Raw genomic sequence first — 25385 nt, 5'->3', positions numbered from 1 at the left:
TTCACAAAATATTAGGAGGTAATAAGAATGGGTTTTTTATTAAAAGTAGAAGGATCAGAAGCAATTGAATTAGGATTAGAGAGCATTATGACAGTTGAGTATGAAACAGATACACCAAATGATTCGAACGCTCGCTCAACAGATGTAGGAGCAACTTTAAAAGTAAAAGGAAAAATCCTTACTGCTACAGATGGCGACAATTCGGATGATACGATGAAATTAGGTTTATGGTCACTAGTACCTGCTGAAAAGGCAGACTGTTACCGTAAAGTAACACTAGAAGTCATTTCAGCTGATCAAGTAGTAAGAAAAATCCATTTCCCAAATGCCTTCGTTGTTGACTATTCAGAAAGATATGGCGACACAGAAGGTATCGGAGAATTCTACTTATTCATTAAGCAGAAGAAAGACAAAACAGATTTAGCGAAGATCGAAGGCGGCTATGCTGTTTAAGTAGAAGTTTGATAGGTCACACCACATTATCTAAGGGACTATATAGTTCCTTAGATAATTTTGAATAATCCTAATACAGGGGATGAAATTAGTGAAAAATCATTATGAAATTTTGGGTGTCAGCAGACAAGCAACACAAGACCAAATTAAGCTCGCGTACAGAAAATTATCTAAAAAGCATCATCCTGACGTAAGTGGAGGCAATAAACAGTCAGAGCAAATTTTTTTAGAAGTGCAAGAGGCCTATAAAGTATTAAAGGACACGTCTTCTAGAGAAGCATATGATGCACGTCTTGATAGTGCAGCACAAAGCGGTGGGCAATCATTTGAACAGGCAACCAATACGAAAGATCGAACAACTACCTATAAGCAAGAGTTTAATATGAACGATATCGAAAAAAACTTTGAGCACTTTTTTGGTTTTAATCCAAAAACAAAGGAAACGTCGTCAACCCTTCATAAAACGGCAAAGAAAAACCCAATAGATACGACTGATTTATTCGAACGATTTTTTAACAAGTAAAGCAAGTTAGCGAGGAGGAGAGTGCTTTCGTGAATGACATAAAAAATGCAATGGAAGTAAACACGCACAATGAAAAAAACCAAATGATGATAAAAATTATCGATATCATCATTGTGATAATCGCCTTCTTTTTTATTTTATATGTGTTTGTTATGAATCAGAATTTTCTTTTGAAAACGATTATTGGGACGATGATAGTCATCTTTGCCCTTGTTTATGGATTAATAAAATACGAAGCAAAAGAGACAATCTATGAATTTACAGATACGAACATTCGGAAAATTGTATTACTCAATGAACGTGGCGCAGAAATAGAAGAATGGCTGCTAGAAGGGAAAACTTCATTGCTCATTGGGAAAAGCTCAACTGAACAAGAGGTAGATATAAATTTAAATGGCACTGAATACGAATCGCTCATTAATTATGAGCATGCTGTTTTAAATTGTGTATCGGGTATGTGGTACATAGAGGACATTGACTCTGTTAATGGGGTAGGCGTTAAAAAAGCGCATAAGCGTGTGAAAAGTAGTTTAAAACAGGAAAGCCCTTATCGTTTAAATAGTGGAGATATTATATACATAGCAAATACTAGAATTTTAGCAAAATAAAGAGAAGCTAGATTCGTAACGAAGACGGAGGATAACAATATGAGTTTGATTAGATGTACGAATGGTCACATGTTTAGTTCGAGAAGACATAGAAATGTTTGTCCCTATTGTAATGTCATGGTAGAGCAAGAAACAAGAATAACGAGTACGGCTACGGCTGTTGCAGAAGTAGACGATAAAACGATGCCCTATCTTGGGGAAATGGATGGGATTGACCCTGTAACAGGATGGTTAGTTTGCATTGAAGGTCCTCCAATGGGACGAGATTATCGAATTTTATCTGAAAAGAACTTTATCGGACGAGCAGAAGATATGCATATCCGCATCATTGGCGATAATAGCATTTCAAAACGCAATCATGCAGTCATTGTATATGATCCTAAAAAAAGAAACTTTTATTTGTTACCAGGAGATGCATCAGGTTTAGCTTATCTAAATAATGAAGCGGTTTATACACCAACAGAATTAGCAGCATACGATGTTATCCAACTAGGTACAAGTATGTTTTTATTTATTCCTCTATGTGGTGTTCATTTTGAATGGGAAAACAACCAAAGCGGGGAATGATGAAAAATGGATCAGACACTACTATCATACATGATTGTACTTGCTTTCATCATTGTTATCATCGCTTTGCTCGTATTGCGCAAAATACTGATGCAAAAAAAAGAAACGAGCAAGATTGCAATAGGAAATGGGCAAACGATTGGCAGACGAGACGAACAGGATGATTATTTTTCAACTGTGGAAACAACGGTTGGCACGATGGCCGTTCTTGCTGATGGCATCAGTGGATTAGCAAATGGCAGAATGGCCAGTACGGTTGCTGTTACGACATTTATTCATAAATTTATGAAGCTTACTAGTATAGCGAATATCCAGTCCTATTTTAAGGAAACCGCTTTAACAAGCAATGGAATGATCCTAGAAAATTTAAATGGTTCTAATGGCGGAACTACATTAGTAGCAGCCGTTATTGATGAGCATGGTTACTTACATTGGGGAGCTGTTGGAGATAGCATTATTTCGATATTTCGAAATGGCGAATTCATCGCAATCAATCAAAAGCATATTTTTGAATCGGTATTAAAGGAACGCTATATTTCAGGAGAAATTTCTCAGCTAGAGGTGCAAGAAAACCCACTGAAAAAGAGACTGATTAACTATTTAGGATATGAAGGGTTCAAAAATCTAGATACTGGGGGGAAACCTATCCAGCTAAGAAATGGTGACAAGGTCTGTCTATTTAGTGATGGTGTCTACGATACTTTAACAGAAGTAGAAATGGAAAAAATGCTCTCTCAGCATGCCCCTCCCTATGATATAGCTCAAAATATTATTAAAGCTGTTGAACAAAAGCGTTTAAAAAATCAAGACAATGCAACAATCGTGATTTTAGAAAAAATATGGTAATCCGTTCATGTTAAGGAGGTGGAATAATGCGAAAGGAAAACAGCGACTTTAAAACAAGCTTTCTCTCGGAAGCAGGCTCATTTATGCAAAATAAAGATTACTTTGCCTATGCTGAGCTGGATGATGTTGCTTGTTGGGTGGCAGTAAAAGGGTTGGATTCAGATCAAGAGATCAATAGTGCAGAACTAGCGGTCAAAGGTATTCTCGAAAAATTTATGGAAAAGCCGTCAATGTCCAGAAGAGCTATTAATAAGTATTTGAAAAATGCTCAAGCTATCCTTCAAGCTCAAAGCTTAAGGGTAAGATTGAAGGCTAGTATCGTAATGGTTGTATCAGATTATTCAAAAATGATCGTTGCAGTTGCAGGAAATTCTCGTCTTTATCATTTTCGTAATGGCACCTTATCGTATAAAAGCACTGATCAAAGTTTAGCACAGGAAATCGTCAATAGTAGGGATCGTTCGCTCGATATAAGCCAGCATGAGGAAAGAAGCAACTTACTCAATTATCTTGGTAAGCCGAATGATTTTACGCCATTTGTCTCTAAGAAAATGAAGTTAATTGATGGCGATGTATTAGTACTTAGTACAGCAGGCTTTTGGGAAGATGTCAGTGAGGTTGAAATGGTAGATGCGCTAGAGGAGACGAAAGATCCTGAGCAATACACTGATTTATTAGAAGAGGTGCTTTTAAGTAGGCAAAGGAAAGTAGTAAATAATTACACAATCGCTGCGATATTTGTGAACAAGGTTTATCAGGAAACAAATAAGAAAAAAATGAAATACATTAAAACGATTGCTGCTGCATTAGTCGTCGCTTTAGTCATTGGTGGCGGTACTATTTTTTATCAGGCAAAGCAAGTGAAAAAAATGGCGGAATTAACCGTTGAGATGAAGGATCATGAAAAGAGTGGAAACCTTTATTTTCAAGACGCTAATTATGAAAAGGCGCTTTTAGAATACAGTGAAGGTAGAAATGCGGCCAAAAAATTGAAGGATACAATACATAGAAATTTACTCGCTAAAAAATTAAGAATTACGGACTTAATCATCAATGGAGATAAATCAGCCGAAGCGGGGAAATTTACTGAAGCCCTTGAGCAATACGAAAAGGCTAAAAAAGAAGGCAAGCTCATTAAAAACTTTGGAAAAGAAGTAACTGAACAACGAATAGCCAATATGGATACCATTGTACAAATTGCTGAAACAGTGAAGGATGGAGATTTTCAATTTGATGCAGAAGATTACAATGGAGCCCTTGCAAACTATCAAAAAGCAAGGAAAAAAGCTCTTACAATCGCCTTTACTGGCGAGCCTCAAATAAAGTCAAAAATTGAAGAAACAGAAGCTAAAATTGCCGAATTGAAAAAAGCACAGAAAGAATTACAGGCTGAAGGCTTAGAAAAGAATGGCGATCAAAGCTATGCGCGTCTAGATTACGAGAAAGCAATTGAATCCTACACCTTGGCTCAGGAAATTTATCAGGAAACAGAACTAATCGCAAAGGTTTTAGGGCTTGAGCGAAAAATTATGAATGCCAATGATAAATTAAATCCTACTCCTCAAACTGCTGATATCGATCCGTCATTTGAAGCGGCACTTCCTATGGAGGGAGGGGCAGCAAGCGGTGAGCCATCTGATGCTGAAGTGATGAAAGAGGGAAAATAAATTGATAAAAGAGCTCATGATTGAACGGTTACGCAAAATTGAGGATTTGGAGCAACGTCAACTACTAAAAGACATTGTAAGTGGCGTTTTTGTAAATTTAATCGACTATCAAGAGGAAATGAATAAAAGGCTTGAAGAGCGTGTTTTTAATGAAATTGAAGATGTGGAGAATCGGTTTGATATATACGTAACGCTAAGTTCTAAGGAGGATATTGATCCGATTCATCAATATTTATTTCCGATGCGACCAGTGGATTTAGAAAGTAAAACGATCCAAATAAATAAATTGCTTCAATCGCTAGAACGCAATGAACAAGCCGTACTGTATACATTATTTCTCGCGTGTGATTCGGTACAAATTCAGCAGTTACTAACTGAGGAACGGCTGTTTAATGGAACCCTTGTTACGACAGAAGGACCAATAGAGATTCAGGTTAGTCTTACAAGAAATATGGACTACTTGCAAGAAATCAACAAGCTATATCCGATCTTTCAAGTAAATGGATTGCCATGGAAAACTATTAATCATCCATTCGCCTATAAGTTTTTTAATGTGAATTTAGAGAAATGTCCACCTCTAAACGAGGAAGCTGAAATCACTGATATTATTGTTGATTTACAAGAATATGAGCCAAAAAAACGACTGAATATGGTGCCACTATGGAATATCGAACGTCATGAGGTCAAAAATGTTGGATTCCCTGTTCCTGCTATCGATAAGGTCAATTATGAGCATGTCCTTTCCATTCGGAAAATGGGAAGTGAACATGGCTATCTTGTAGAAGCTGATGAGGAGAATGTTCGCTATATCAAACGGACAGACAATGAATTAACAGTTGTTTCGCCACAAGATAAGTCAGGTGTTTGGAAGCTAATAAAAATTGTAAATATGGAAGAAGAGAAGATTGGCAAGCTACATTATGAGCTTGTATCCAATCGACGAATAGAGCATTTTATGTCCAAATTCGCTCGGAAGCATTCTGCAAATGTCAAAACGAAGGGTGAAATTATTAGGATGGTTAACACCTTCGAGGCGGCAAATAGATTTGAGCTTGTTGATGTTGAAATAGTAGATTCGTTTTTAGAAGCAAGCTTTACTTACTCTGCGAATCCTTTCATAACAGAAATGTTAGGCGAGAATAGCTACAAAAAAATAATGCTTTTAAAGTTTAAGGCGAAGGTGGAAAAGGACTTCATAGCAAATGATATTTTGAGCTTCTTAGTATCAGAAGTACAACGACATTTCTTCGAATTTAAATGTGTAGGTGTTTGGCAATGAATTATATTTGGGATTTGCTTATAAAAGCAGAGGATGAAGGGCTTTCAAAAAAGGATATCTATTTTTACCTTGCTGAAACGTATTCGCCCTATATGGAGCTTAGTCTTCCATTATTAAATGCTCAGCTTGTTGAACAGCACGTTGATGTGAATCCGTATTACCGCTATTTTGGCATTTTTAACAACCTTTTTCACCCAGATAATCGTAAAGACATAGCGTTTAGAGAATACTTTTTAGACATCGTCTTGCATTTTTTAGCTGAAATTGATCGGATGCAAGGGATGAACACAAAAGAATTTTACATTCGATTTATATTAAGAGATATCGAAGCCAATGTATTTGGCAATGAGGTGCGCCATAATATTCATGCCTTTTCAAAAAAAGAGCAAGAAATAGTTGTACTAAACATGCTAAAGCTGTACCAGACAGGTGAAGAAATTTACTTATTAAAGGACACGTTTAAAAGGCTATTTAAAGGTTGCTTAATCTATATAAAATCGGAGGAACAGGATGAGCTCCTTATTTATATAAGTCAAAAGAAGTCGCAACAAAATGAGCAGAAAGTGCAGCTTATACAAGAAATCTTTTTGCCGATTGGTTTTCAATTAGAGGTTTTTTGGCAATATCACTTCGGCATTATTGATGCTGAGCAAACGATGCAGCTAGATCGAATAGCTCTTTACTAAACAGAGCAAAAGGAGGGCTTCGGAATGACGACTAAATATTCATATAAGCTGAATGTCAATAATCGCTTCGCAGAAAAGAAGTATATGACATTTACACGTGTAGAGCTAATGGAAATGACCACATTCCAGCTGCGAAATATTTGTTATAAGGAAAAGCTCGTGACAGGGCTTATTAATACACTAACGAGAGATGAGTTAATCGACAAGATTATAAGATATCGTGGGGCTGAAGAAAACCTTCTTATTAAAGAAAGCAAAGATGGGGGCTTTGAAAGAGTCGAAGCGGCTATGCAAAACTATTTGAAAACACCGATGTCTGACAATGGTGAAATAAAAATCCCTGCGAAAATGAGCTTATACAGCGGTATGAAAATGGATAAGCCAGATCAGTATTATGTTGAAACAGGTGGTTTTCTTGTTGAATCAAATGTACTGCTCGTAAATGATCAAATGGATCTTTGCGCCATCCTGAATGTCATTAAAGATGACCAGCGCCCTAACAAATATTACTTTGTTGCAGATGAAGCATTAGGGATTCAGAAGACAAAAAATAAAAACTACAGCTTTATTTTTTTAAGAAAGCAAGATTCAGAATATATCTATAAAACTTACTACCAGGAGACCCCACTTCCGCCCATTAACCTTCACTACTATAAAGTACCAATACAAGATTTAGAGATTAAACAGCTAGAAACAACCAATGCTATTCTTGCTATTGACTTTGGCACGACGAATACAACTGCTGGTGTCTATTTAGAAAGTGATTATGTCTCCTCACCTTGTAGCCATGATTTATTAAATAACAGAATTCAGCTAAACAGCATCAATTTTGTGCAATTTCCAGACCCGCTACACCAAAATGAATGGATTGAAGTTGTTCCGACAGTTATGACAGTGGCAGATTGTTCAAATCAAGACCAAGTGAGCTACTACTACGGCTATGAAGCATTAAAAATGATGAAAAAAAATAGCTATACGTCATTAGCAACGAAATTCCAAGGCATTAAACGGTGGGTGAGTAACTATACAAAATCAGAAGAGATAATGGATGCAAACGGCAATACAGCACTTGTGCCACGAAGCCAAATTTTAAGGGAATTTATGCTTTATATTATTCGAATGGCAGAACATCAATTTAAATGTCGCTTTGCACATTTACATATTTCTAGTCCTGTAAAGCTAAAAACGCAATTTTTGGACATGTTTCAGGCGATCCTACCTGAATACAATATCGAAACAGAGCATGCACTCGATGAAGGGATGGCAGTTCTCTATAATACAATCGCCAATCAAATAGAGAATAATAGCTTTTTGGATGAAAAGGAATATAAGGCACTCGTCATTGATTGTGGTGGCGGAACAACAGATCTTTCTTCCTGTAAGTTCCGAATAGAGGATGGGCATATTTCATACAAAATCGATATTCATACAACTTATGAAAATGGTGATACCAATTTTGGTGGCAACAATATTACATATCGTATTTTCCAATTTATGAAGATTGTTTTTGCAAACTATTATAGCCGAGGGAAAAATGCTTATGACATTGATGCATTAATTGATATTCCAGGCAAGGATATTTATCGATATGTAGACAATCACGGTGTGGAAGCCGTTTACGAGCAATTTGAAAAAGCTTTTTCAGATGCTGAGTATATTATTCCGACGCGCTTTAAGGAATATGAAAATCGCACACGTGATGAATATCTACGTGTCCGCAATAATTATTATTTCTTATGGGAAATGGCTGAAGAAATGAAGAAAGAGTTTTTCCGTAAAACAGGCATTTTACGGAGCCGTTTTTATTCAGAAAACGATCTGCAACAGGACAGTGACTTGAATGTAACGGCAGTTGATCGCTGGTGCCTATCATTAGTAGAAAACAATCAATTTAAAGATGTGTATGATTATCCGAACGTCTTTTTTAATATTAAAGAAATTAACCATCTGATTAAAGCTGATATTTATGATATTGTACGAGAGTTTTTGGAAGAGTTTTATGAGAACGGACTACTCAGCGAATATTCAATTATTAAGCTCACAGGCCAATCGTGTAAAATTGATGCTTTCCGCGAGGCTTTAAAGGAGTTTGTACCAGGACGAAGCATTGAATTTAGACAGAAGGCTGAAAATATTGGGAAAGTGCCAGAGTTAAAGCTAGCCTGCCTAAGAGGGGCACTTCGCTATTTAAATGCCAAGAAGATAGGCATGATTGAAACAACCGTGACGAATCATGCGCCTGTTGTACCTTATGCGGTAAGTGCCTTTACACATAATCGTCAGGAAAAATTACTTATTAGTAGCTTAGAAAGACTCAATCAAATTCACGGTACGATTTCCCGTCCATGGGGTGTAACGGAAGTTGAATTTTTCCTAACAGGCACCGACAATCAAACATCCTATAAATATACGTATGTTAATCGCCATGAAGGGTATGAGCCTGTTTTTTATGACAATATAGCAGCTAATTATCAACATAAAATTCCACAGGATGAGACAGATTCCATTATGAATGGAGAAGTGAAATTTTTTGTCTTCGCAGGAGAAGATCACTGGGGTTTCCATGTCGTCCCTGTAGCTAGAACGGAAGAACAACTATTAATTGGCAAAAAGGAATTCTTTGCCTTTGAAACCGATTTATCAGAGTTGGATTTCTTTGACGGCTTAAAGTAAAGAAAGTGCTCAAAAGTGAAAAACAAGAATAGAGGTGGATGACAGCTTGTTTGCCAATCAATATCCACATTTTCAAAAAGGTCGCATTTTAAAGCGAGAAATGCTGGAAAATTTACGAGATTACCCAAGAGAGTTTTTAGATATTTATTTCCAAGATTATTCAAACGGCATTATTGCTGGAGTCAATATCATTGTAGCGGATACACTGCTAATCATTTCAAACGGCATTATGAAGCATAATGGCAGACTTTATATGCTAACGAATAGCTTTGAGCTTCCTTATGAAGCAACAGGAAATGAGACGATCTTAAAAGTACGATTTGCTGAAGAAGTGAATGACTTAGATTTTAGAAAACACAAATCACAGATTGTCTTAGACGATTCGCTTGAGCTTGCACATAATGAGCTAGAATTAGCACGCTTTAAATTAAAGTTAGGTGCTAAACTGCGCTCACAGCATACCGATTTTTTCGACTTTGCCACTGAATTCAACACAGTGAATTATCTTCACTGCCAGTATGCAGGCTTACAAAAAAGCACATACCACCCACTTATTTTGCAATATTTTGCACGCGAGCTGTTAAAAAATCGACCATCCAATCCATATGATATCGCCTTTGCCATGGAGTGCCTAAATCAGGATCGGGTGCAACGGGATGTGATTAATTTCTATATTTGCAATCGGCTAGAGCTAGACGATCAATCACTAACGAATAGTCAAATTCATAAATACTTGAATCGTATTTTAATGGAAGCGAAAGGTGGTGGTCGTATGAAAGGACTCAGTCAAGGGCGACCGAAGCGTGTGATTGTTGACTAGCTAGTAGTCTGCAAGCATTTTTACAGCATTAAATCAGAAGGTTTTTGTCACAACAAAACAACAAAGCATACTCACAAGACTTTAAAAACAAAGGGGGCGAACAAAATGAATTTCATGGATGAAGAAATTATTGAAATGACGAAACACGCAAGGCAAAAGAAACGAACGGAGAACATTGAAAACCAATTATTGCAAACGGACGTTGTGAAAGGAATTAAAGCGGGTCAGCTTACGATTGACGATGAAATAATTGAATTTGCAGAGCTTCGTTTTTACGACAATCAAATACGGATGTCTATTCCTACAGCCTTTGAAGAGATGGAAACGGATTTAAAAGATATTAAATATCCTTCAAGCCGTAGACCTGATTACATCTATACAAGTGTAAGTACGTCCATTAACGTCACGATGAAAATAATGGAGCAACAGCTACAAGAAGAGGAATTAGAGGATTTTACAGAAACGATGATGACTATCCTGCAAAAATTACAGCCAGATGCAGAAATGTTGGATAGCGGCATGAAGGAAGTGAATGGACTACAAATTGGCTATTTTGATTTTATTTCGAAGGCACTCGATAACAAGATTTATAATTTAATGTTTTTGTTTATAGCAGGCGACAATGTGGCAACAGGTTCAGTTAATTGCTTGAAAAAAGAAATGAATATTTGGCAACCGGTTGCTTATGGCATGTTAGAAACAATCGCAATCGAAAACAAATCATTCAATGGAGAAGGTGTTGTGTGATGACAAAGGAAACAGCTTTGACGTATAAAGATATGATTGTGATGCCTTACAATATCCGCGTGAGTGAAATCGAAATGACACAACAAATGAATGAGCATGCAACATTGCGTTTAACAGGCGTCATTCCAGATGAACTGGAAGACTCTTACGTTTATATGACTGACGCAGAAACGGCAATTGAAGTACTGCAAATTGGTAGTACGGGACAATCGACGCCTATTTTTAATGGACTAGCATTAGATGTGCAAGTGAAATCGGTAATGGGTACATATTATTTGGAGGTTATAGCGGTTTCGCATACGTATGTGCTAGATGTGAAGAAGAAAAACCAAACGTACCAAAATGCCAAGATGGCTTATACAGAACTAATAAATGAATGTATTGCCGACCAGCCAGGTGCGGACTTTATGGATCATGTCACAAAAGGTGCTAGTATTGGCAACTTTACGATGCAATATTTAGAGACGGACTGGGAGTTTCTGAAACGCATGGCATCGAGATTTCATACGGGCTTAGTGCCAGATACAATTCATAGTGCAGCAAAGTTTTACTTCGGCGTACCATTCCAAGCGGGTGCAGTGCAGAAAATGGATGCAATGAATTACCGTGTTAAAAAAGCAATTGGTAATTTTCTCATCTCAAGTAAAAATCATCTCGATAGTATTACCGATAGTGACTACATGTACTATGAAGTAGAATCGCCGCAACTATTCAAAATCGGTAATGAAGTTACGTTTCAATCGAAAAAACTATATGTTTTTAAAATTGTCTCCAAGCTTAAAAATGGCTTATTAAAACATATTTATACGCTCACACCTCAGAACGGCTTCAGTGTCCACACGACTTATAATCAAGCGATTATTGGTGCATCTATCCAAGGAAAAGTCATTGATGTGGCAGGGGACAAAATTCGTATACATGTTGATTTCGATGAGGGGCAAGAAAAAAATAAGGCTTATTGGTTTCCATACTCAACGATCTATGCATCAGAGGATAACACAGGTTGGTATTTTATGCCGGAGTTATCTGACAATGTTAGAATCTACTTCCCAAGCAATCGTGAGGATGAAGGAATTGCCATTAGCTCAGTGTCCAAAGCACCACCACAATCTGGGGCAATGTTATCAGCAAGCAATCCTTCTAGTCAGGGGGGAGGAGGCGGTGCTTCACCACCAGAAGATAGCCGCCAAGATCCGGGGCGCATGGCTGATCCCGATGTAAAAACCCTTAGAACAAAGCATGGTAAACAAATTCTACTCGCACCTGATCGCATTGTCATTTCTGGTGGTGGATTAATGATTACACTGATGGATGATAATGGTATTTCAATTATTAGTGATAAAAATATTAACTTAAAAGCAACAGATAAAGTCGTTATAAATGCCAAGCAAATTATGATAAATGCTAATGAGAAAATTGAGATGACATGTAAAGACAATTCAATCAAGATGGAAGACAAAATGGAGATTAAAGGAACTGAAGTACGTGCAAATTAGTGAGGATGTAGATACATGAAACGAGAAGAAGCATTACAGCATTTTATGGATGAATGCGTGTCAGTTCATGTTCACCGTTTGCAGGAGAAAGTGGATCGACAGTTTCGCAACGATAAGGAAGTTTTACTTCAACCAATCATTCATGCACTTGAACAGCTATTTGCGAATATTCATGAACAGCAAGAACAAGGAAAGTTAGCGCCAGTTGCTTTTATTCATCTATCATTGCTTCGAACATCATTACTAGAAAACAAGTTTACGTATTTACTAGAAGCATATGGAGAAACATGGTATTGCGATTGGACACAATGCACAGCACAGTATGAAGCGGATTGGCTTTGTGAGGCGATGTTCGAATTACAAAAAACGCTTGAGAAAGAAAGAAAACCCTATATTAACATTCAAGCAGCGGACGTCCGCGTTATTATGCAGCAGACAGTCTTACTGTTTCATCAATATATTATCCAATTACTACGTTATCTTTTTCGTTATCAACAACAACGCGTCCCTAAACTTCATTTTCAACGTGCGGCGTGCTTACGATTTCGAGTCGGTGAATATAAAGGGTTTAGTGAAGATGTCGCGATTATGGACGAACGACAACGAGTAGAAAAAGATGTCTTGTTAACGTTAGCGTCAAAAGAGACGGATCAATCGTATACGTTTGGAAACTATTCAAATCTACCTTTACAGCACAAAGATTTCAATCAGTTGGACTTTTCCTATGCGAATTTCCAAGACAGTGATTTAGCAGGAGCTACAATGCAACGAAGTGTTTGCATCGGTACGAATTTTGTAAATGGTCAATTAGCGAATGTGGATTTTTCCTATGCAATGATTCAAGATGCTGATTTTCGAAATGCCAATTTAGCAGGTGCTAATTTTACGCATGCGCAAGGAAAATCCTTGAAGTTCTCTCGTAATGAAGTTCCCTGCTACCTTGGTACTGATTTCAGCCATGCAAATTTAGAACAGGCAAAATTTGAATTTGCTCAAATTGCTGGTGCCAATTTTACAGGTGCTAATTTAAAAGGAGCAACATTCTTTCAACGCGATCAAGGAAAGTATCAATTCAGCCAAGCCCAAATACAAGATATTCATTGGATTCAGTAATGTCGTCCGTACGGGAAGATAGGTATGAAGTTCAGAGGAGGTCAAGATGGAATACTTTATTGTTCGGCAAGATCCCACTATTACAAATCCAATTCTTCCTTTGAAGACAGACCTTGATGGTGATTTTGTTTGTTCGTCGGTATTTGCAGAAGTAGTGGAAAAAGAGCATGCAGTATATTTGGATTATTTAGAAAAGCCTCGGACCATTGTGTCGGATCAATTAAAAAAGTTATTCGTAAAATTTGAGGATCACTTAGCATTTACAGCCATCGTATTTACAGATGTGAAAAAAGGGACACAGCGCTTGTATTGGCTAATGGACATGGTGGAGAAAAACTGTATTTCCCAGGAAACGACTTATTATCCAGACGGACGTATAAATGAGCTCGTAATAAACCCTAAAAAGGTTGAATTGGACTGTATTTTTCAAGTAGATAGTCAAACGGAGCCTTTTACAATCATTAATTTAGATGTTGCAGAAAGTATATTAAGACGACCATTTCTTGGACTTCAATTGCAGCGCGTCAAACTAGAACGATATTAAAAAGCGTTCAAATGGAAATCAAATCAAAAGTGCAATTTGAAACATATACGAAGGGAAGGGTACCGAATGGCTCAAGTTGTAGAAAATTTGGAGACAGAAGGTTCGGAACAAGAGCAATTTAGTTACGTGGTCCATGGAGCGATTATTTCCTGTGAGCATGGAAGCCACCTAAATTATTTAAATTTACCACAGGATCATGGTGTTTATATTAAAGATAAAGCTGTATTGAATGTAGGCGATCGAAACCCCGATAACATCCCCACCTTTGGCGTCTGCTTGAAGTTACAAAAACCGTGTACGCCCACATGTTCCATCGACTGGATGGAAGGGATGGAAAATGTCAATATCGAGGGCAAGCAAGCACTATTATCCCGTTGTCATACGCAATGCTCAGCAGGTGGAGGCAAAATTGATATTGTGCATGATGGGCAAGAGGAATTAGAAATACCGAAACAAGGCTTTTAAAAAGAAAGGATGGAGTGAAAGGAGGTAAGTAATGAAAACGCTAGGAGAAAAGGAAGTCAGCATGATAACGACGTATGAGGATCTTGTGCTCGAATGGCCTTATCCTCTTATTCATATAGATAAACTCACGATAAAACATCAAGGCAATGACCATGCGAGATTGTCCTTTACAGGAATGATTGCGGAAGAGCAAGCGCAAAAATATATTCAACGTGTCAGTCATTCAGATGAAGTCGTTGTAAAATTTGGCCGACAACAAGACATCTTGTTCTCAGGTAGAATTGAAAATGCAGAGTTGCAGGCTGCCCAAGGGGTGCATTATGTCTCAGTTGAGGCAGTATCGTTTACAGCCAATATGGATGTTGCAAAACGCTCACGTTCTTTTCAAGATGCGAATATGACCTATATGGCGTTACTAGATACCATTGTGGGTGCTTATCCTCAAGGGGATTACATCGACCATGTTTCGAACGGTCAGGCCATTGGTCATATCTCAATTCAATACATGGAGACAGATTGGGCATTTATCAAACGAATGGCTTCCAACCTACAGGCGGTCGTTTTTCCTGATTTACAAGGAAAGGGACCACGATTTTGGTTTGGCATACCAGAAAGTAAGAAAAGCGTAACAATCGACCATCTACCTTCAGTATTACATATGGATGTAGATACATATCGGTTAATTACTGAAAACGATGGTACAGATGTAAGTGAAACCGATTATACATTTTGTGCGTTTGAAAGCACAGAAGCTTACGAGTTGGGTACATCGGTACAATTAAAGGGAAGATCCTATGTTATCACGGTTCGTGAAATTCATCTCGAAGCGGGTGTACTAAAGTTTCAATATACTGCCCAACGAGAAAAAAGTATTCGTCAACGATTAGTACGCAATTTAGATTTGATTGGCGCAGCCTTTACAGGGAAAATCATTGATGTTACGCAAAACACGGTTAAAATTCATTTAGATATCGATAAAAAACAAGAGAAAGAAAAAGCACATTGGTTTGCTTATTCAGCAGATGCAAATGGTGTCATGTATTTAATGCCGCAAAAAGGGGCACGTGCCCAATTGCATTTTCCAAGTGCTGTGGAACAAGATGCCATTGTCATTAGCTCGGTACGTGTTTCGCCTGCCACACCAGAAGGCGGACAAAAACAAACGAAAAAAATGGCAGACACGACCGTAAAATCATTAGCGACCAATGCGGGCAAAGATATGACACTAGGGGTTGGAGATATTACCTTTAGTGCAGTAGATGGCGTATTGGACCTTAAGATGGATGATGGAGAAGGTGTAACATTTCAAAGTAACAGTACCATCATGCTAGCGGCAGATGAAACATTAGAAATAAGTGGGATGAACGAGCTATCCGTAGAAGCCGAGGAATGGATTGCCATTTCAGCGAAGGAGCAGAGTCATATTATCCTTGCTGGTGACACACAGTTAATTAGTACGCTAATTGAACAAGAGGGAATAGAGAAAAAAAGTCAACCACCGAAGTTAAATGAAGAAGCAATTGAAGCTACATCAAAAGTGGATGTGATCTTCCCGCAAAAAGCAGAGCAGAAAAAGGAGAAAAAAAGCTTCTTTAGTAAGTTGCTTGATAATGTTAGTTTAGCGTTAGATGTTGCTGGATTTATTCCAGGTATCGGGACCATCGCGGATATTGCCAATGCAGGTATTAGCTTGGTAAGAGGAGACTTTATGGGCGCAGCGATGAATATAGTCGGTGCAGTGCCCATCGTTGGGGATGCTGCAAAAACAGCCTACAAGGTCAATAAAGCGGCAAAAGTAGCAGAGGCAGCAAGTAAAACCGCCAAGGCTGCGGATAAGGCAGTGGATGCTTCCAAGGCAGTAAAAGGGATGAAAGCCGCTTACTCCAAAGTGTCGCAAACACTCGATATGGTTTCGGCAGTAGCGAACAAAGGCACAAAAAGTATGAAAACAGCAGCCGATAAAGTAATCGCCTCGATGGATGAAGTGCTAGCTGTGTCAAAAGCTGTCGACGGTATGAAGGCGATGGCCAAAACAGAGCTAACTAAACTCAATCATCAAGTATTAAAGAAATTTAACTGTACAAAAGGATTAAGTGATAAATTCTGTAAAAAAGGCTTTGAACCGGTTGATTTAATTACCGGGCGCATGATCTATGAAGGTGTTGACTTTGAACTACCTGGCCCTATCCCCCTTGCATGGGAACGTGCGTGGTACAGTGATAGTAGTCGAGTTGGATTAACCGGGCATGGTATGCACTTTACATACGATCTAGCCTTAGAAATATTTGAAGAAGAAGAGCTAATCGGCATTGTGGTGACGGATGGTCGCGCAGTAGGGTTTCCAATTTTACCAATTAATTTACCATATTTTAATAAAAAAGATAGAATGACCCTGAAGAATACAGGTGTGGAATACCATTTGTTTGAGCATGATACACGCTTGCTTTATGTATTTGAACAAACAACCGAGACGACATACCGATTAAAAGAAGTAAGAAATGAACAAGACCACCATATTCAATTTACGTATAACCTGAAAGGCTTCTTATCTCAAGTAACAGATAGTGTAGGGCGTGTATTAGATGTTACGGCAAATGAAGCGGGCAGAATGACGGAAGTCGCTTTACGTAACCAAACGAGTCGTGAAGTGTTAGTCCGCTATGTTTACAATGATGTTCAAGATTTAATCGAAATCCAAGATGCATTAGGGCAAAGTACACATATCCAATATGTGAACCACTTAATGATGCAAAAAATAGACCGTAATAAAAATAGTTTCTACTGGCGCTATGATGGGCCAACGACAGGTGCACGCGTCATTAAAACATGGGGAGATGGCAATGTCCTTGCAGGTGAGCTTGCCTATTACGATGGCTATAACGAAATTACCAATAGCTTAGGGCATACAAGTACTTACTATTTTAATGAAGATAACCTATGTACGAAAATTATGTATCCAGATGGTAGTGAGGTCAGCAATGACTATAATGAGGACTTTGAATTACTGCAAGAAGTAGATGAAGATGGTCGTGTAACAACTTTCAGCTATGATGAATGGGCAAATCCAGTCACGATGACGCTGGCAGATGGCAGTACGTTATCCTCTCAGCATGATGACAAAGATCGGCTGATTCAGGCAGTTAATCCAGAGGGCGGCAGTCGTCAGTGGATTTATAATGAAGACGGGACATTACAGGCAACGGTTTTAGAAGATGGTACAAAGACTGAATTTTCCTATAATGAACATCATTTAATTGACACGGTGACAAATGCGCAAGGCCACATGGTAACCTTAACGTATGACGCTGACCTAAATTTAAGCCGAGTAACACTACCAGATGGGACAAGTTCAACATGGACATACGACCGTCGTGGAAACTGCACAAGCACAACTAATCCGCTCGGTGCCACAGAAAAGTTCCGTTATGACCATTTAAATCGCCTAGTGCGCGCTAATCTATCCGATGGTAACGACGTTCAACTAAAGTACAATGCTTATGATGATATTATTTTTGCAAAGGATAACCATACACAAGTCGCCTTTGATTACACGATTCTAGGTAGCTTAACATCCCGCAAACAAGGTGGCAAGCAAGTACAATTCACCTACGATACAGAGGAGCAATTAACCGCTGTTATTAATGAAAAAGGCGAAGCGTACAAATTTGAACGCGATACAAAAGGCAATATCATTAAGGAAATCGGCTTTGATGACATGGAAAAAGCGTATGAACGAAGCCTCGCAGGATTCGTGCAGCACATTCAACGCCCAGGGAATCGGTGGACAGCCTATCAGCACGATGCGCTAGGAAATATTATTCGCTCTGACTACTATGATGGTACGTGGGAAACATTTAGCTATGACAAAAACGGCGCATTACAAGAAACGGAAAACGAGCATGTAACCGTCAAGCTAGAACGAGACCCCTCTGGACAAGTCATCAAGGAGTGGCAAAACGATCATTGGATTGCCAGTAACTCTGACGAGTTAGGCAATCGCTCCCAAATGACAAGTAGCCTCGGTGCCAAAATCGATGTCACGCGTAATGAACTAGGCAATGTCTTACAAATGACCGCGTCTCGCTCCAAGCAAGCCCAGTGGACAGCCTCGATGCAGTATAATGAACTCGGTCAAGAGATTGAGCGAATCCTACCAGGTGATGTTATTAGCAAATGGCAATATGATATCACAGGTAGACCAACACACCAAAGAGTAAGTAGCCAAAATCGCGATACACGAAGACGTGCCTACAATTGGGATGTCAATCATCAATTACGAAGTATGGTCAACGAGCTAACGGGTGTAAAAGTGACTTATGGTTACGACGAATTTAGTAACCTCGTCTGGGCCAATCAAGACAGTCGCCAATTTGATTTCTTATACCGCAGTGTCGATGATGTCGGCAATCTATATGAAACAAAAGACAAAAAAGACCGCATCTATGGCGCAGGCAGTAGATTACTAGAAACAAAAGATGCCAAATTCTCCTATGACGAAGAAGGAAATCTCGTAGAGAAAGTCGAACATAATGGAGATACATGGAAGTACGAGTACTATGGCAATGGTATGATGGCGAAGATCTTGAAGCCAGATATGACAGAAGTAACTTTCAAGTATGACACACTAGGTAGGCGGATAGAGAAGTGTTCGGAAGGTAGAGCTGCTCATTTTGTTTGGGATGGCAATACGATTTTGCATGAGTATTTGTCACAGGATAATTCAGTGGAGAATGCTTCCCAGCCAGAAGCCGAAATCGCTGATAATCTCGTGACATGGGTATTTAATGATGGCTTTGTCCCTTCAGCTAAGATAACGAGTGAAGGCAACTACAGCATTATTAGTGATTATCTAGGAACACCTGTCGAAGCCTATGATGAACAAGGTCATAAGGTTTGGTCGGCTGAGCTTGATGTGTATGGGCGAGTGAACGAGTTCACAGGTGAGAAAGACTTTATTCCATTCCGTTATCAAGGACAGTATGAAGATATTGAAATAGGCTTGTATTATAACCGATTCCGATACTACGACCCAGAGCAAGGGAATTATACGCAGGTTGACCCGATTGGACTGGCTGGTGGGAATCCAACGCTTTATGGGTATGTGTATAACCCAAATAGTTGGATAGATCCGTTTGGACTAGCAAACGAGTTTCAAATAGCTCCTTACGGTGATATAACAGGACCCAAGCATATTGGAGATAATCTTACAGGACATGAGCTTCTTCAAAGTGCTTGGTTAAGACAGAATCATGGTATTACTAGAAGTAGTAATATTGGGAAACTTAACCCATCTATTGCATTGACTGAGCCAAATATGCATAAAAACATTACAGCTCTTCAAAATCATTACAACATGAAGGGTATGAAATTAAAGGGGCAAAGCGCTTTACAAAATATTAATAGGAACAGTGCTTTAACTAGACGAGGAATATATGAAGGATTGTTGGAAAGAGGTTGGGAACATCTAAATGCGAAGCGATATGCTAATGAATTAACCATGAAACTTAGGGGGGATGCAATTAATTTTGCAAAGAAACAAGGTTATATAAAATGTCCTTAAAAACTAATAAAATGGAAGGGTTGATTTTAATTGTTTGCTCAATGTATTCCTTTTGATGATAATATGAGAGGTAGAATAGGTGGTAATCCTCCAAAATTGATTGAAGAACAAATACCAGATGATTACAGGTTTTATGCAACTCTAGTTCATCCAGAAAAGGAGGATGTTATGCTTTCTATTATTATCCATAAAGATTTTGATACTTTATTGGAAAATAATATTTATCCTTCAATAGAAGTAAGGGTTATAGAGCATAAATACTCCGAAATTGGAAGCAATCCTGATAAAAGTATTTTAGATTTAGGGATGAACTCAATCAGCGATTATTCGGAAAACCAAGGGAATAATTTTTTGTTTATTAAAGTTTTTGGTGAACCACGTCTTATTCAACCTAAAAGTTATTATTTTGAAGAGTTAGGAAATAAAAATTATTCCTTTTTTCTGCAAATAGAAGAGGAAGGCTACATTGATAATATGGATTATGTGTTTATGTACGGTGCATTATATTTATATAAGCATAATGAAACAGGCGAGGTCATTGCTGGTTTCTGGCAATGCTCTTAAACAACCTAACTTTTTGAGTATAAAATAAAATTTGCACCTGTTGGTTACTTTATATAAATGCGTTTGTACAGATATTGAATAAACCCTTTCTTTGTATGGATGTTAGGAATTCTTAACAGTATTTGGACGGGGAAATGAGGTGAATTAAAATATTCCTTATCAAATAGACAGTTACGAATACAACTAAACAAATGTAAAAGAGACTTAAGCTCTATATTTATATATATTTTTTTGTAAGAAATGAATTGCTCTCTTAATAGGGTTACTTCATCTTACACGATTGAACTGATGAATATGTTATTGATTCACTCTTGGAACGTGATCATTTGACATGATTAATTGGAAAAAAGTTTTGATAAAAGAAGAATACGCTGATAATTTTATTGATTACTTATATGGTTAAAAAATTATAAATAAATTGTCTAATCCGTTTTGTATAATAGAAACTAAACAAAATTAATGCACATGTAAGAAGGTTTTTTACATGTGCTTATTATTTATATTCATTCAGTTAGGTGTAATGAACTCGGTTCCGCAGCTAGCCTAAATGGTAGGTCGACAATGGAGCGGGTGTTATTACATCTTTGATTTATAAAACTACAGAGAGGTAAATGATATGAGAAGAGCGTTAAAAATATTATCCAAAATAGGGATAAACGAAGTAAGTCTATCTATGACCTCTTCAGACTTAAAAAATGTCTTAGGCGAATTGGAAAAGAATCCTGTCAAAGGAAATGAATTTTTTCAATATCAAGATGATTATATATTTCATTTTGTAGATGATGTTTTGGTAAGTATATCAGTAAACAATCCAGAGATTATTTTTTGAATGAACAAAAAATAGATTTCATAAATGAATCAACGCAATTTTTATTCAAAGAAAATCCGTATTTTGTGAATGAATGATATTTATTTCCTCATATGAGAAAGATATAAAATTAGGTTTCCAATTCAGAAGTACTGAAAATCAGCTAAAAACCTTAAAATATGAAATTACTCCGTATCAATCTGTAGGATTATTGAAATTCGGTATGCAGTCGAGTGAAGTTGAAAATATTTGGTGAATACTTAGGTCATATTATCTCTGAAAAGTTTTTATTATTAATGAATAAAGTAAATCTATTACAGGATTATGCTTTAGCTAATTTACATGTTGTGAGTACAAAAGGAAAACCAAAAGTAAATGAATTATATTACTTTATAAAATATATCAGGAGACATTCATTAGTTGATTATGATAATTCTGAGTTTCTTAAAAGAGAAATTACAAATAATACAAAATTAAAAGTTGATGGAAGTTTCGTTGATAAGTATATAAATGTGGTGTTAAAAGACACTGAATTGGATTTATTTCAATTGAACGATTTAAAACTAGGAAGATACTTATTTTGTTCAGAGAAATTTAAATCTTTGTGTGAAAAAGATAATCTTCAAGGTATTCAATTTTTGGAATTAGAGCTAATACCTAAATATTTACAATCAATAGTTTAACCATGTTAAATACTAAAAACATGGCGAGGATGGTTATCATCTATTGTAAGATAAATTAAGCAGAGTTTAATTAATTAATGAGTGAGACGCTCACCCAATTGAGTACTATATTAAGTTACCCTTTTCAATTATGAAATGGGTAATTTTTTTCATGCCTAGCAGGGTTAGTGCAGTACATTCAACGCCCAGGGAATCGCTGGACAGCCTATCAGCACGATGCGCTAGGAAATATTATTCGCTCTGACTACTATGATGGTACGTGGGAAACATTTGCCTATGACAAAAATGGCTCATTACTAGAGACAGAAAATGAGCATGTAACCGTCAAGCTAGAACGAGACCCATCAGGACAAGTCATCAAAGAATGGCAAAACGACCATTGGATTGCTCGTAGCTATGACGAGCTAGGCAATCGTTCTCAGATAACAAGTAGCCTCGGTGCCAAAATCGATGTCACGCGCAATGAATTGGGTAATGTCTTACAAATGACCGCCTCTCGCTCCGAGTAAACCCAGTGGACAGCCTCGATGCAATACAATGAACTCGGTCAAGAGATTGAGCGGATTCTACCACGGGATGTTATTAGTAAATGGCAATATGATATCACAGGTAGACCAACACACCATCGCGTAAGTAGTCAAAGCAGAGATACCCGAAGACGTGCCTACAATTGGGGCGTCAATCATCAATTACGTAGTATGGCCAACGAGCTAACGGGTGTAAAAGTGACTTATGGTTACGACGAATTTAGTAACCTCGTGTGGGCCAATCAAGACAGTCGTCAATTTGATTTCTTATATCGCAGTGTCGATGATGTCGGCAATCTATATGAAACAAAAGACAAAAAAGACCGTGTCTATGGCGCAGGCAGTAGATTATTAGAAACAAAAGACGCCAAATTCTCCTATGACGAAGAAGGAAATCTCGTAGAGAAAGACGAAAATAATGAAGATACATGGAAGTACGAGTACTATGGCAATGGTATGATGGCGAAGGCCTTGAAGCCAGATATGACAGAAGTTACGTTCAAGTATGATTCGTTAGGCAGGCGGATAGAGAAGAGTTCGGAAGGTAGAGCTACTCATTTTGTGTGGGATGGCAATACGATTCTGCACGAGTATTTCTCGCAGGATAATTCAGTGGAGAATGCCTCACAGACAGTTGACTTAGACAGTCTCGTTACATGGGTATTCAATGATGGCTTTGTCCCTTCTGCTAAGATCACGAGTGAAGGCAACTACAGTATTATTAGTGATTATCTAGGACCGCCTGTTGAAGTCTATGATGAACAAGGTCATAAGGTTTGGTCGGCTGAGCTTGATGTGTATGGACGAGTGAAGGAATTTACGGGTGAGAAAGATTTCATTCCGTTTAGGTACCAAGGGCAGTATGAAGATGTAGAAATTGGTTTGTATTATAACCGATTCCGATACTATGACCCAGAGCAAGGGAATTATACGCAGGTTGACCCGATTGGGCTTGCGGGTGGGAATCCTACTTTATATAGTTACGTTGCTAATCCTAACTATCTTCTTGATCCACTTGGTTTAGAAAAATGTAGATTATCAGCAGCGGTTAAGAAAACATTAGGCCCTGCTCCAACTGATATGGTAAGACCTCATTATCATCATATTGTGCGGGAAAAAGCACCTAAAAATTAGGATTCTGTTCATGGAAAATACATTACTGATTCACAAAATATTATTAAAAAACATGGTATAGGGCTAAATGATGATTTAAGAAACTTTACTTGGGCGCAAAACGGTGGTGGTGCTCATACTAAAAAAGCCGCTAAGTATGTACATGATACACTTGTAAGAGCTAATAAAGAAGGAAAAACTGCTGTTGAACAAGCACTAAAAAAACTAGGCGAAGAGGCCAAGGAAGGAGTATTTTTCTATGACTAAATTTGAAAAATTATTTCAAGAAAACGAAGAGTTTTTTTATGAAATTTATGCTTCAATTCGTGAGAACGATATTAACAAATTAGATGATTTATTGTCTAAATACCCAGATTTTATTCATGTTCCTGTGTATGGGGATGAGAAAAAAAACGAGAGTTTGTTACATTTTGCTGCTTTTATTGAACAAAGAGATATATGCCTCTATTTAATTAAATCTGGGATTGATATTAATTTCGTAGACGGCTTGTATCATACACCTTTAAAATTTTTCGCTTCTCATGGTGAATTAGAGTGTATAAAAGATTTTATATTAAGAGGTGCATGGGTAGATGGAGATTGCAGAGGAATTATTACCCCATTAATCTCTGCGGTAATTGAGGGACATATAGAAATTGTAAAGTATCTGCTGGACTGTGGAGCTGACATAAATAGATTACATCGTAGATTTAATCAAACGCCATTAGATTTGGCCAAGGTATATGGACATCAAGACATAATTGAGTTATTGGAGTCAAGAGGTGGATTATCGGCACAAGAACAAATCGACTTAATGAACGAAAGAGGAGACGGAATTTTAGCACATATTGATAATAACGTAGGTTTAATACTATCTACAGTATTAAACAAAGATACTATAGACATAAGAACAGCTTTAATAGAAAAAGACAAGAAATTTAAGTTACTATTTACTATTGGTGTGTTTGAAACCTCACCAAGAATAGAATTAATGATGAGTGTTCCATATGATTGGCCAATAAATCTACAACTCGTTGAAGAAAAATGCGTTGAATCATTTCCAATACAATTAATGTTTTTATTGGGCCAATATAAGTTGGATGGCAATAAACTTCAGGAAGGGATAGTTATTGAAAAGACGGATACGAATTGGAATAAACTAGAATGGCCAGAAAGCATTGATGCATTTATTCTAACAGATTTTCAATTTAACCCGTATTCAGAGTGGACTGAGGATGTAGAAGAAGATGATGATGAAGTTAGTTTATTGCTACTTATTCCTATTAAATATCCTAAAACTGGTTGTCCTAAGGGAATTAAATTGGAAAATTGGTTAAATAAACACCGTTCAGCAAAATGGGGAAAAGTTTCTTTAAAGGTATAACGTAGTATTAGTAAGGTATTTAAAATATACTGAGTAAAATAGTATATCACCTCCTGAAGGTTAGAGCAGATGCCTAAATTTCAGGGGGTGGTTTTATTTATAATAATATTTTAAAACTCTAAACATTAAAGATTAAATCTACAGTCAGCTTAATATAAGCTAGTTACAGCTTCATGATTTCCTCTCTAATAGTAAAATAAAGTAATAAATTACTTATATAAGTTTCTAGTTTCGTTCTTTATTTAGGAACAGTATAAAA

The 25385-nt window shown here is 37.4% G+C and carries 22 protein-coding genes; all 22 read left to right on the top strand.

The window, feature by feature from the left end; genetic code table 11:
- The first annotated feature begins 27 nt into the window (after positions 1-27).
- The 22 genes from ACIQXW_RS10410 (at position 28) to ACIQXW_RS10305 (ending at position 25126) form a co-directional block, all read left to right on the top strand.
- A complete protein-coding gene (locus tag ACIQXW_RS10410; RefSeq protein ID WP_340823784.1) occupies positions 28-453 on the top strand; it encodes a membrane-associated protease 1 in 426 nt (141 codons plus the stop codon).
- 82 nt (positions 454-535) lie between these two features.
- Positions 536-976: a J domain-containing protein gene (locus ACIQXW_RS10405; RefSeq protein WP_340823786.1), complete on the top strand. Its 441-nt coding sequence runs from the start codon at positions 536-538 to the stop codon at positions 974-976.
- Between the two features lie 29 nt (positions 977-1005).
- The gene (locus tag ACIQXW_RS10400) at positions 1006-1584 is read left to right on the top strand and encodes an FHA domain-containing protein (RefSeq protein ID WP_340823787.1); all 579 of its coding nucleotides are present in this window, start codon (positions 1006-1008) and stop codon (positions 1582-1584) included.
- A 39-nt stretch (positions 1585-1623) separates the two neighbouring features.
- Positions 1624-2151: an FHA domain-containing protein gene (locus ACIQXW_RS10395; RefSeq protein ID WP_340823789.1), complete on the top strand. Its 528-nt coding sequence runs from the start codon at positions 1624-1626 to the stop codon at positions 2149-2151.
- A gap of 6 nt (positions 2152-2157) precedes the next feature.
- Positions 2158-2997, top strand: a complete 840-nt coding sequence (locus ACIQXW_RS10390; RefSeq protein ID WP_402761805.1) for a PP2C family protein-serine/threonine phosphatase — start codon at positions 2158-2160, stop codon at positions 2995-2997.
- 26 nt (positions 2998-3023) lie between these two features.
- Positions 3024-4664 carry a serine/threonine protein phosphatase gene (locus ACIQXW_RS10385; protein WP_402761802.1) on the top strand — a complete coding sequence of 547 codons (1641 nt, stop codon included), beginning with the start codon at positions 3024-3026 and terminating at the stop codon, positions 4662-4664.
- Between the two features lies 1 nt (position 4665).
- Positions 4666-5943, top strand: coding sequence for a normocyte-binding protein (locus tag ACIQXW_RS10380; protein ID WP_402761799.1), 1278 nt, complete (start codon positions 4666-4668; stop codon positions 5941-5943).
- On the top strand, positions 5934-6629 hold the full coding sequence (locus ACIQXW_RS10375; RefSeq protein WP_402761796.1) for an iron-dependent peroxidase: 696 nt from the start codon (positions 5934-5936) through the stop codon (positions 6627-6629). The genes ACIQXW_RS10380 and ACIQXW_RS10375 overlap by 10 nt, the downstream gene beginning before the upstream one ends.
- Before the next feature lie 24 nt (positions 6630-6653).
- Positions 6654-9302, top strand: coding sequence for a molecular chaperone (locus ACIQXW_RS10370; protein ID WP_402761793.1), 2649 nt, complete (start codon positions 6654-6656; stop codon positions 9300-9302).
- 46 nt (positions 9303-9348) lie between these two features.
- Entirely contained in the window at positions 9349-10122 is a 774-nt protein-coding gene (locus tag ACIQXW_RS10365; protein WP_340823798.1) for a DNA and RNA helicase, read from the top strand.
- Positions 10123-10227: 105 nt separating this feature from the next.
- On the top strand, positions 10228-10869 hold the full coding sequence (locus ACIQXW_RS10360) for a hypothetical protein (RefSeq protein ID WP_402761779.1): 642 nt from the start codon (positions 10228-10230) through the stop codon (positions 10867-10869).
- Entirely contained in the window at positions 10869-12365 is a 1497-nt protein-coding gene (locus tag ACIQXW_RS10355; protein ID WP_402761776.1) for a phage baseplate assembly protein V, read from the top strand. The genes ACIQXW_RS10360 and ACIQXW_RS10355 overlap by 1 nt, the downstream gene beginning before the upstream one ends.
- Before the next feature lie 15 nt (positions 12366-12380).
- Entirely contained in the window at positions 12381-13478 is a 1098-nt protein-coding gene (locus ACIQXW_RS10350; RefSeq protein ID WP_402761773.1) for a pentapeptide repeat-containing protein, read from the top strand.
- A 46-nt stretch (positions 13479-13524) separates the two neighbouring features.
- Entirely contained in the window at positions 13525-14022 is a 498-nt protein-coding gene (locus tag ACIQXW_RS10345; RefSeq protein ID WP_402761771.1) for a hypothetical protein, read from the top strand.
- Between the two features lie 66 nt (positions 14023-14088).
- On the top strand, positions 14089-14487 hold the full coding sequence (locus ACIQXW_RS10340; protein ID WP_172771975.1) for a DUF4280 domain-containing protein: 399 nt from the start codon (positions 14089-14091) through the stop codon (positions 14485-14487).
- Positions 14488-14518: 31 nt separating this feature from the next.
- Positions 14519-20047: an RHS repeat-associated core domain-containing protein gene (locus ACIQXW_RS10335; protein WP_402761768.1), complete on the top strand. Its 5529-nt coding sequence runs from the start codon at positions 14519-14521 to the stop codon at positions 20045-20047.
- 30 nt (positions 20048-20077) lie between these two features.
- Positions 20078-20611, top strand: a complete 534-nt coding sequence (locus tag ACIQXW_RS10330) for a hypothetical protein (protein ID WP_402761765.1) — start codon at positions 20078-20080, stop codon at positions 20609-20611.
- A 616-nt stretch (positions 20612-21227) separates the two neighbouring features.
- Positions 21228-21440 carry a hypothetical protein gene (locus ACIQXW_RS10325; protein ID WP_401017580.1) on the top strand — a complete coding sequence of 71 codons (213 nt, stop codon included), beginning with the start codon at positions 21228-21230 and terminating at the stop codon, positions 21438-21440.
- Between the two features lie 212 nt (positions 21441-21652).
- Complete coding sequence (locus tag ACIQXW_RS10320; RefSeq protein WP_401017577.1) at positions 21653-22102, top strand: Imm43 family immunity protein; 450 nt, start codon at positions 21653-21655, stop codon at positions 22100-22102.
- Positions 22103-22269: 167 nt separating this feature from the next.
- The gene (locus ACIQXW_RS10315) at positions 22270-22611 is read left to right on the top strand and encodes a hypothetical protein (protein WP_401017575.1); all 342 of its coding nucleotides are present in this window, start codon (positions 22270-22272) and stop codon (positions 22609-22611) included.
- A gap of 18 nt (positions 22612-22629) precedes the next feature.
- Positions 22630-23763 carry an RHS repeat domain-containing protein gene (locus ACIQXW_RS10310; RefSeq protein WP_402761760.1) on the top strand — a complete coding sequence of 378 codons (1134 nt, stop codon included), beginning with the start codon at positions 22630-22632 and terminating at the stop codon, positions 23761-23763.
- A 238-nt stretch (positions 23764-24001) separates the two neighbouring features.
- Positions 24002-25126 carry an ankyrin repeat domain-containing protein gene (locus tag ACIQXW_RS10305; RefSeq protein ID WP_402761757.1) on the top strand — a complete coding sequence of 375 codons (1125 nt, stop codon included), beginning with the start codon at positions 24002-24004 and terminating at the stop codon, positions 25124-25126.
- Positions 25127-25385 lie beyond the last annotated feature (259 nt).

It is taken from the genome of Lysinibacillus sp. NPDC097162 (assembly GCF_044762185.1).
In the GTDB taxonomy this organism is placed as follows: Bacteria; Bacillota; Bacilli; order Bacillales_A; family Planococcaceae; genus Lysinibacillus.
This window is presented reverse-complemented; position numbering and strand designations above follow the sequence as displayed.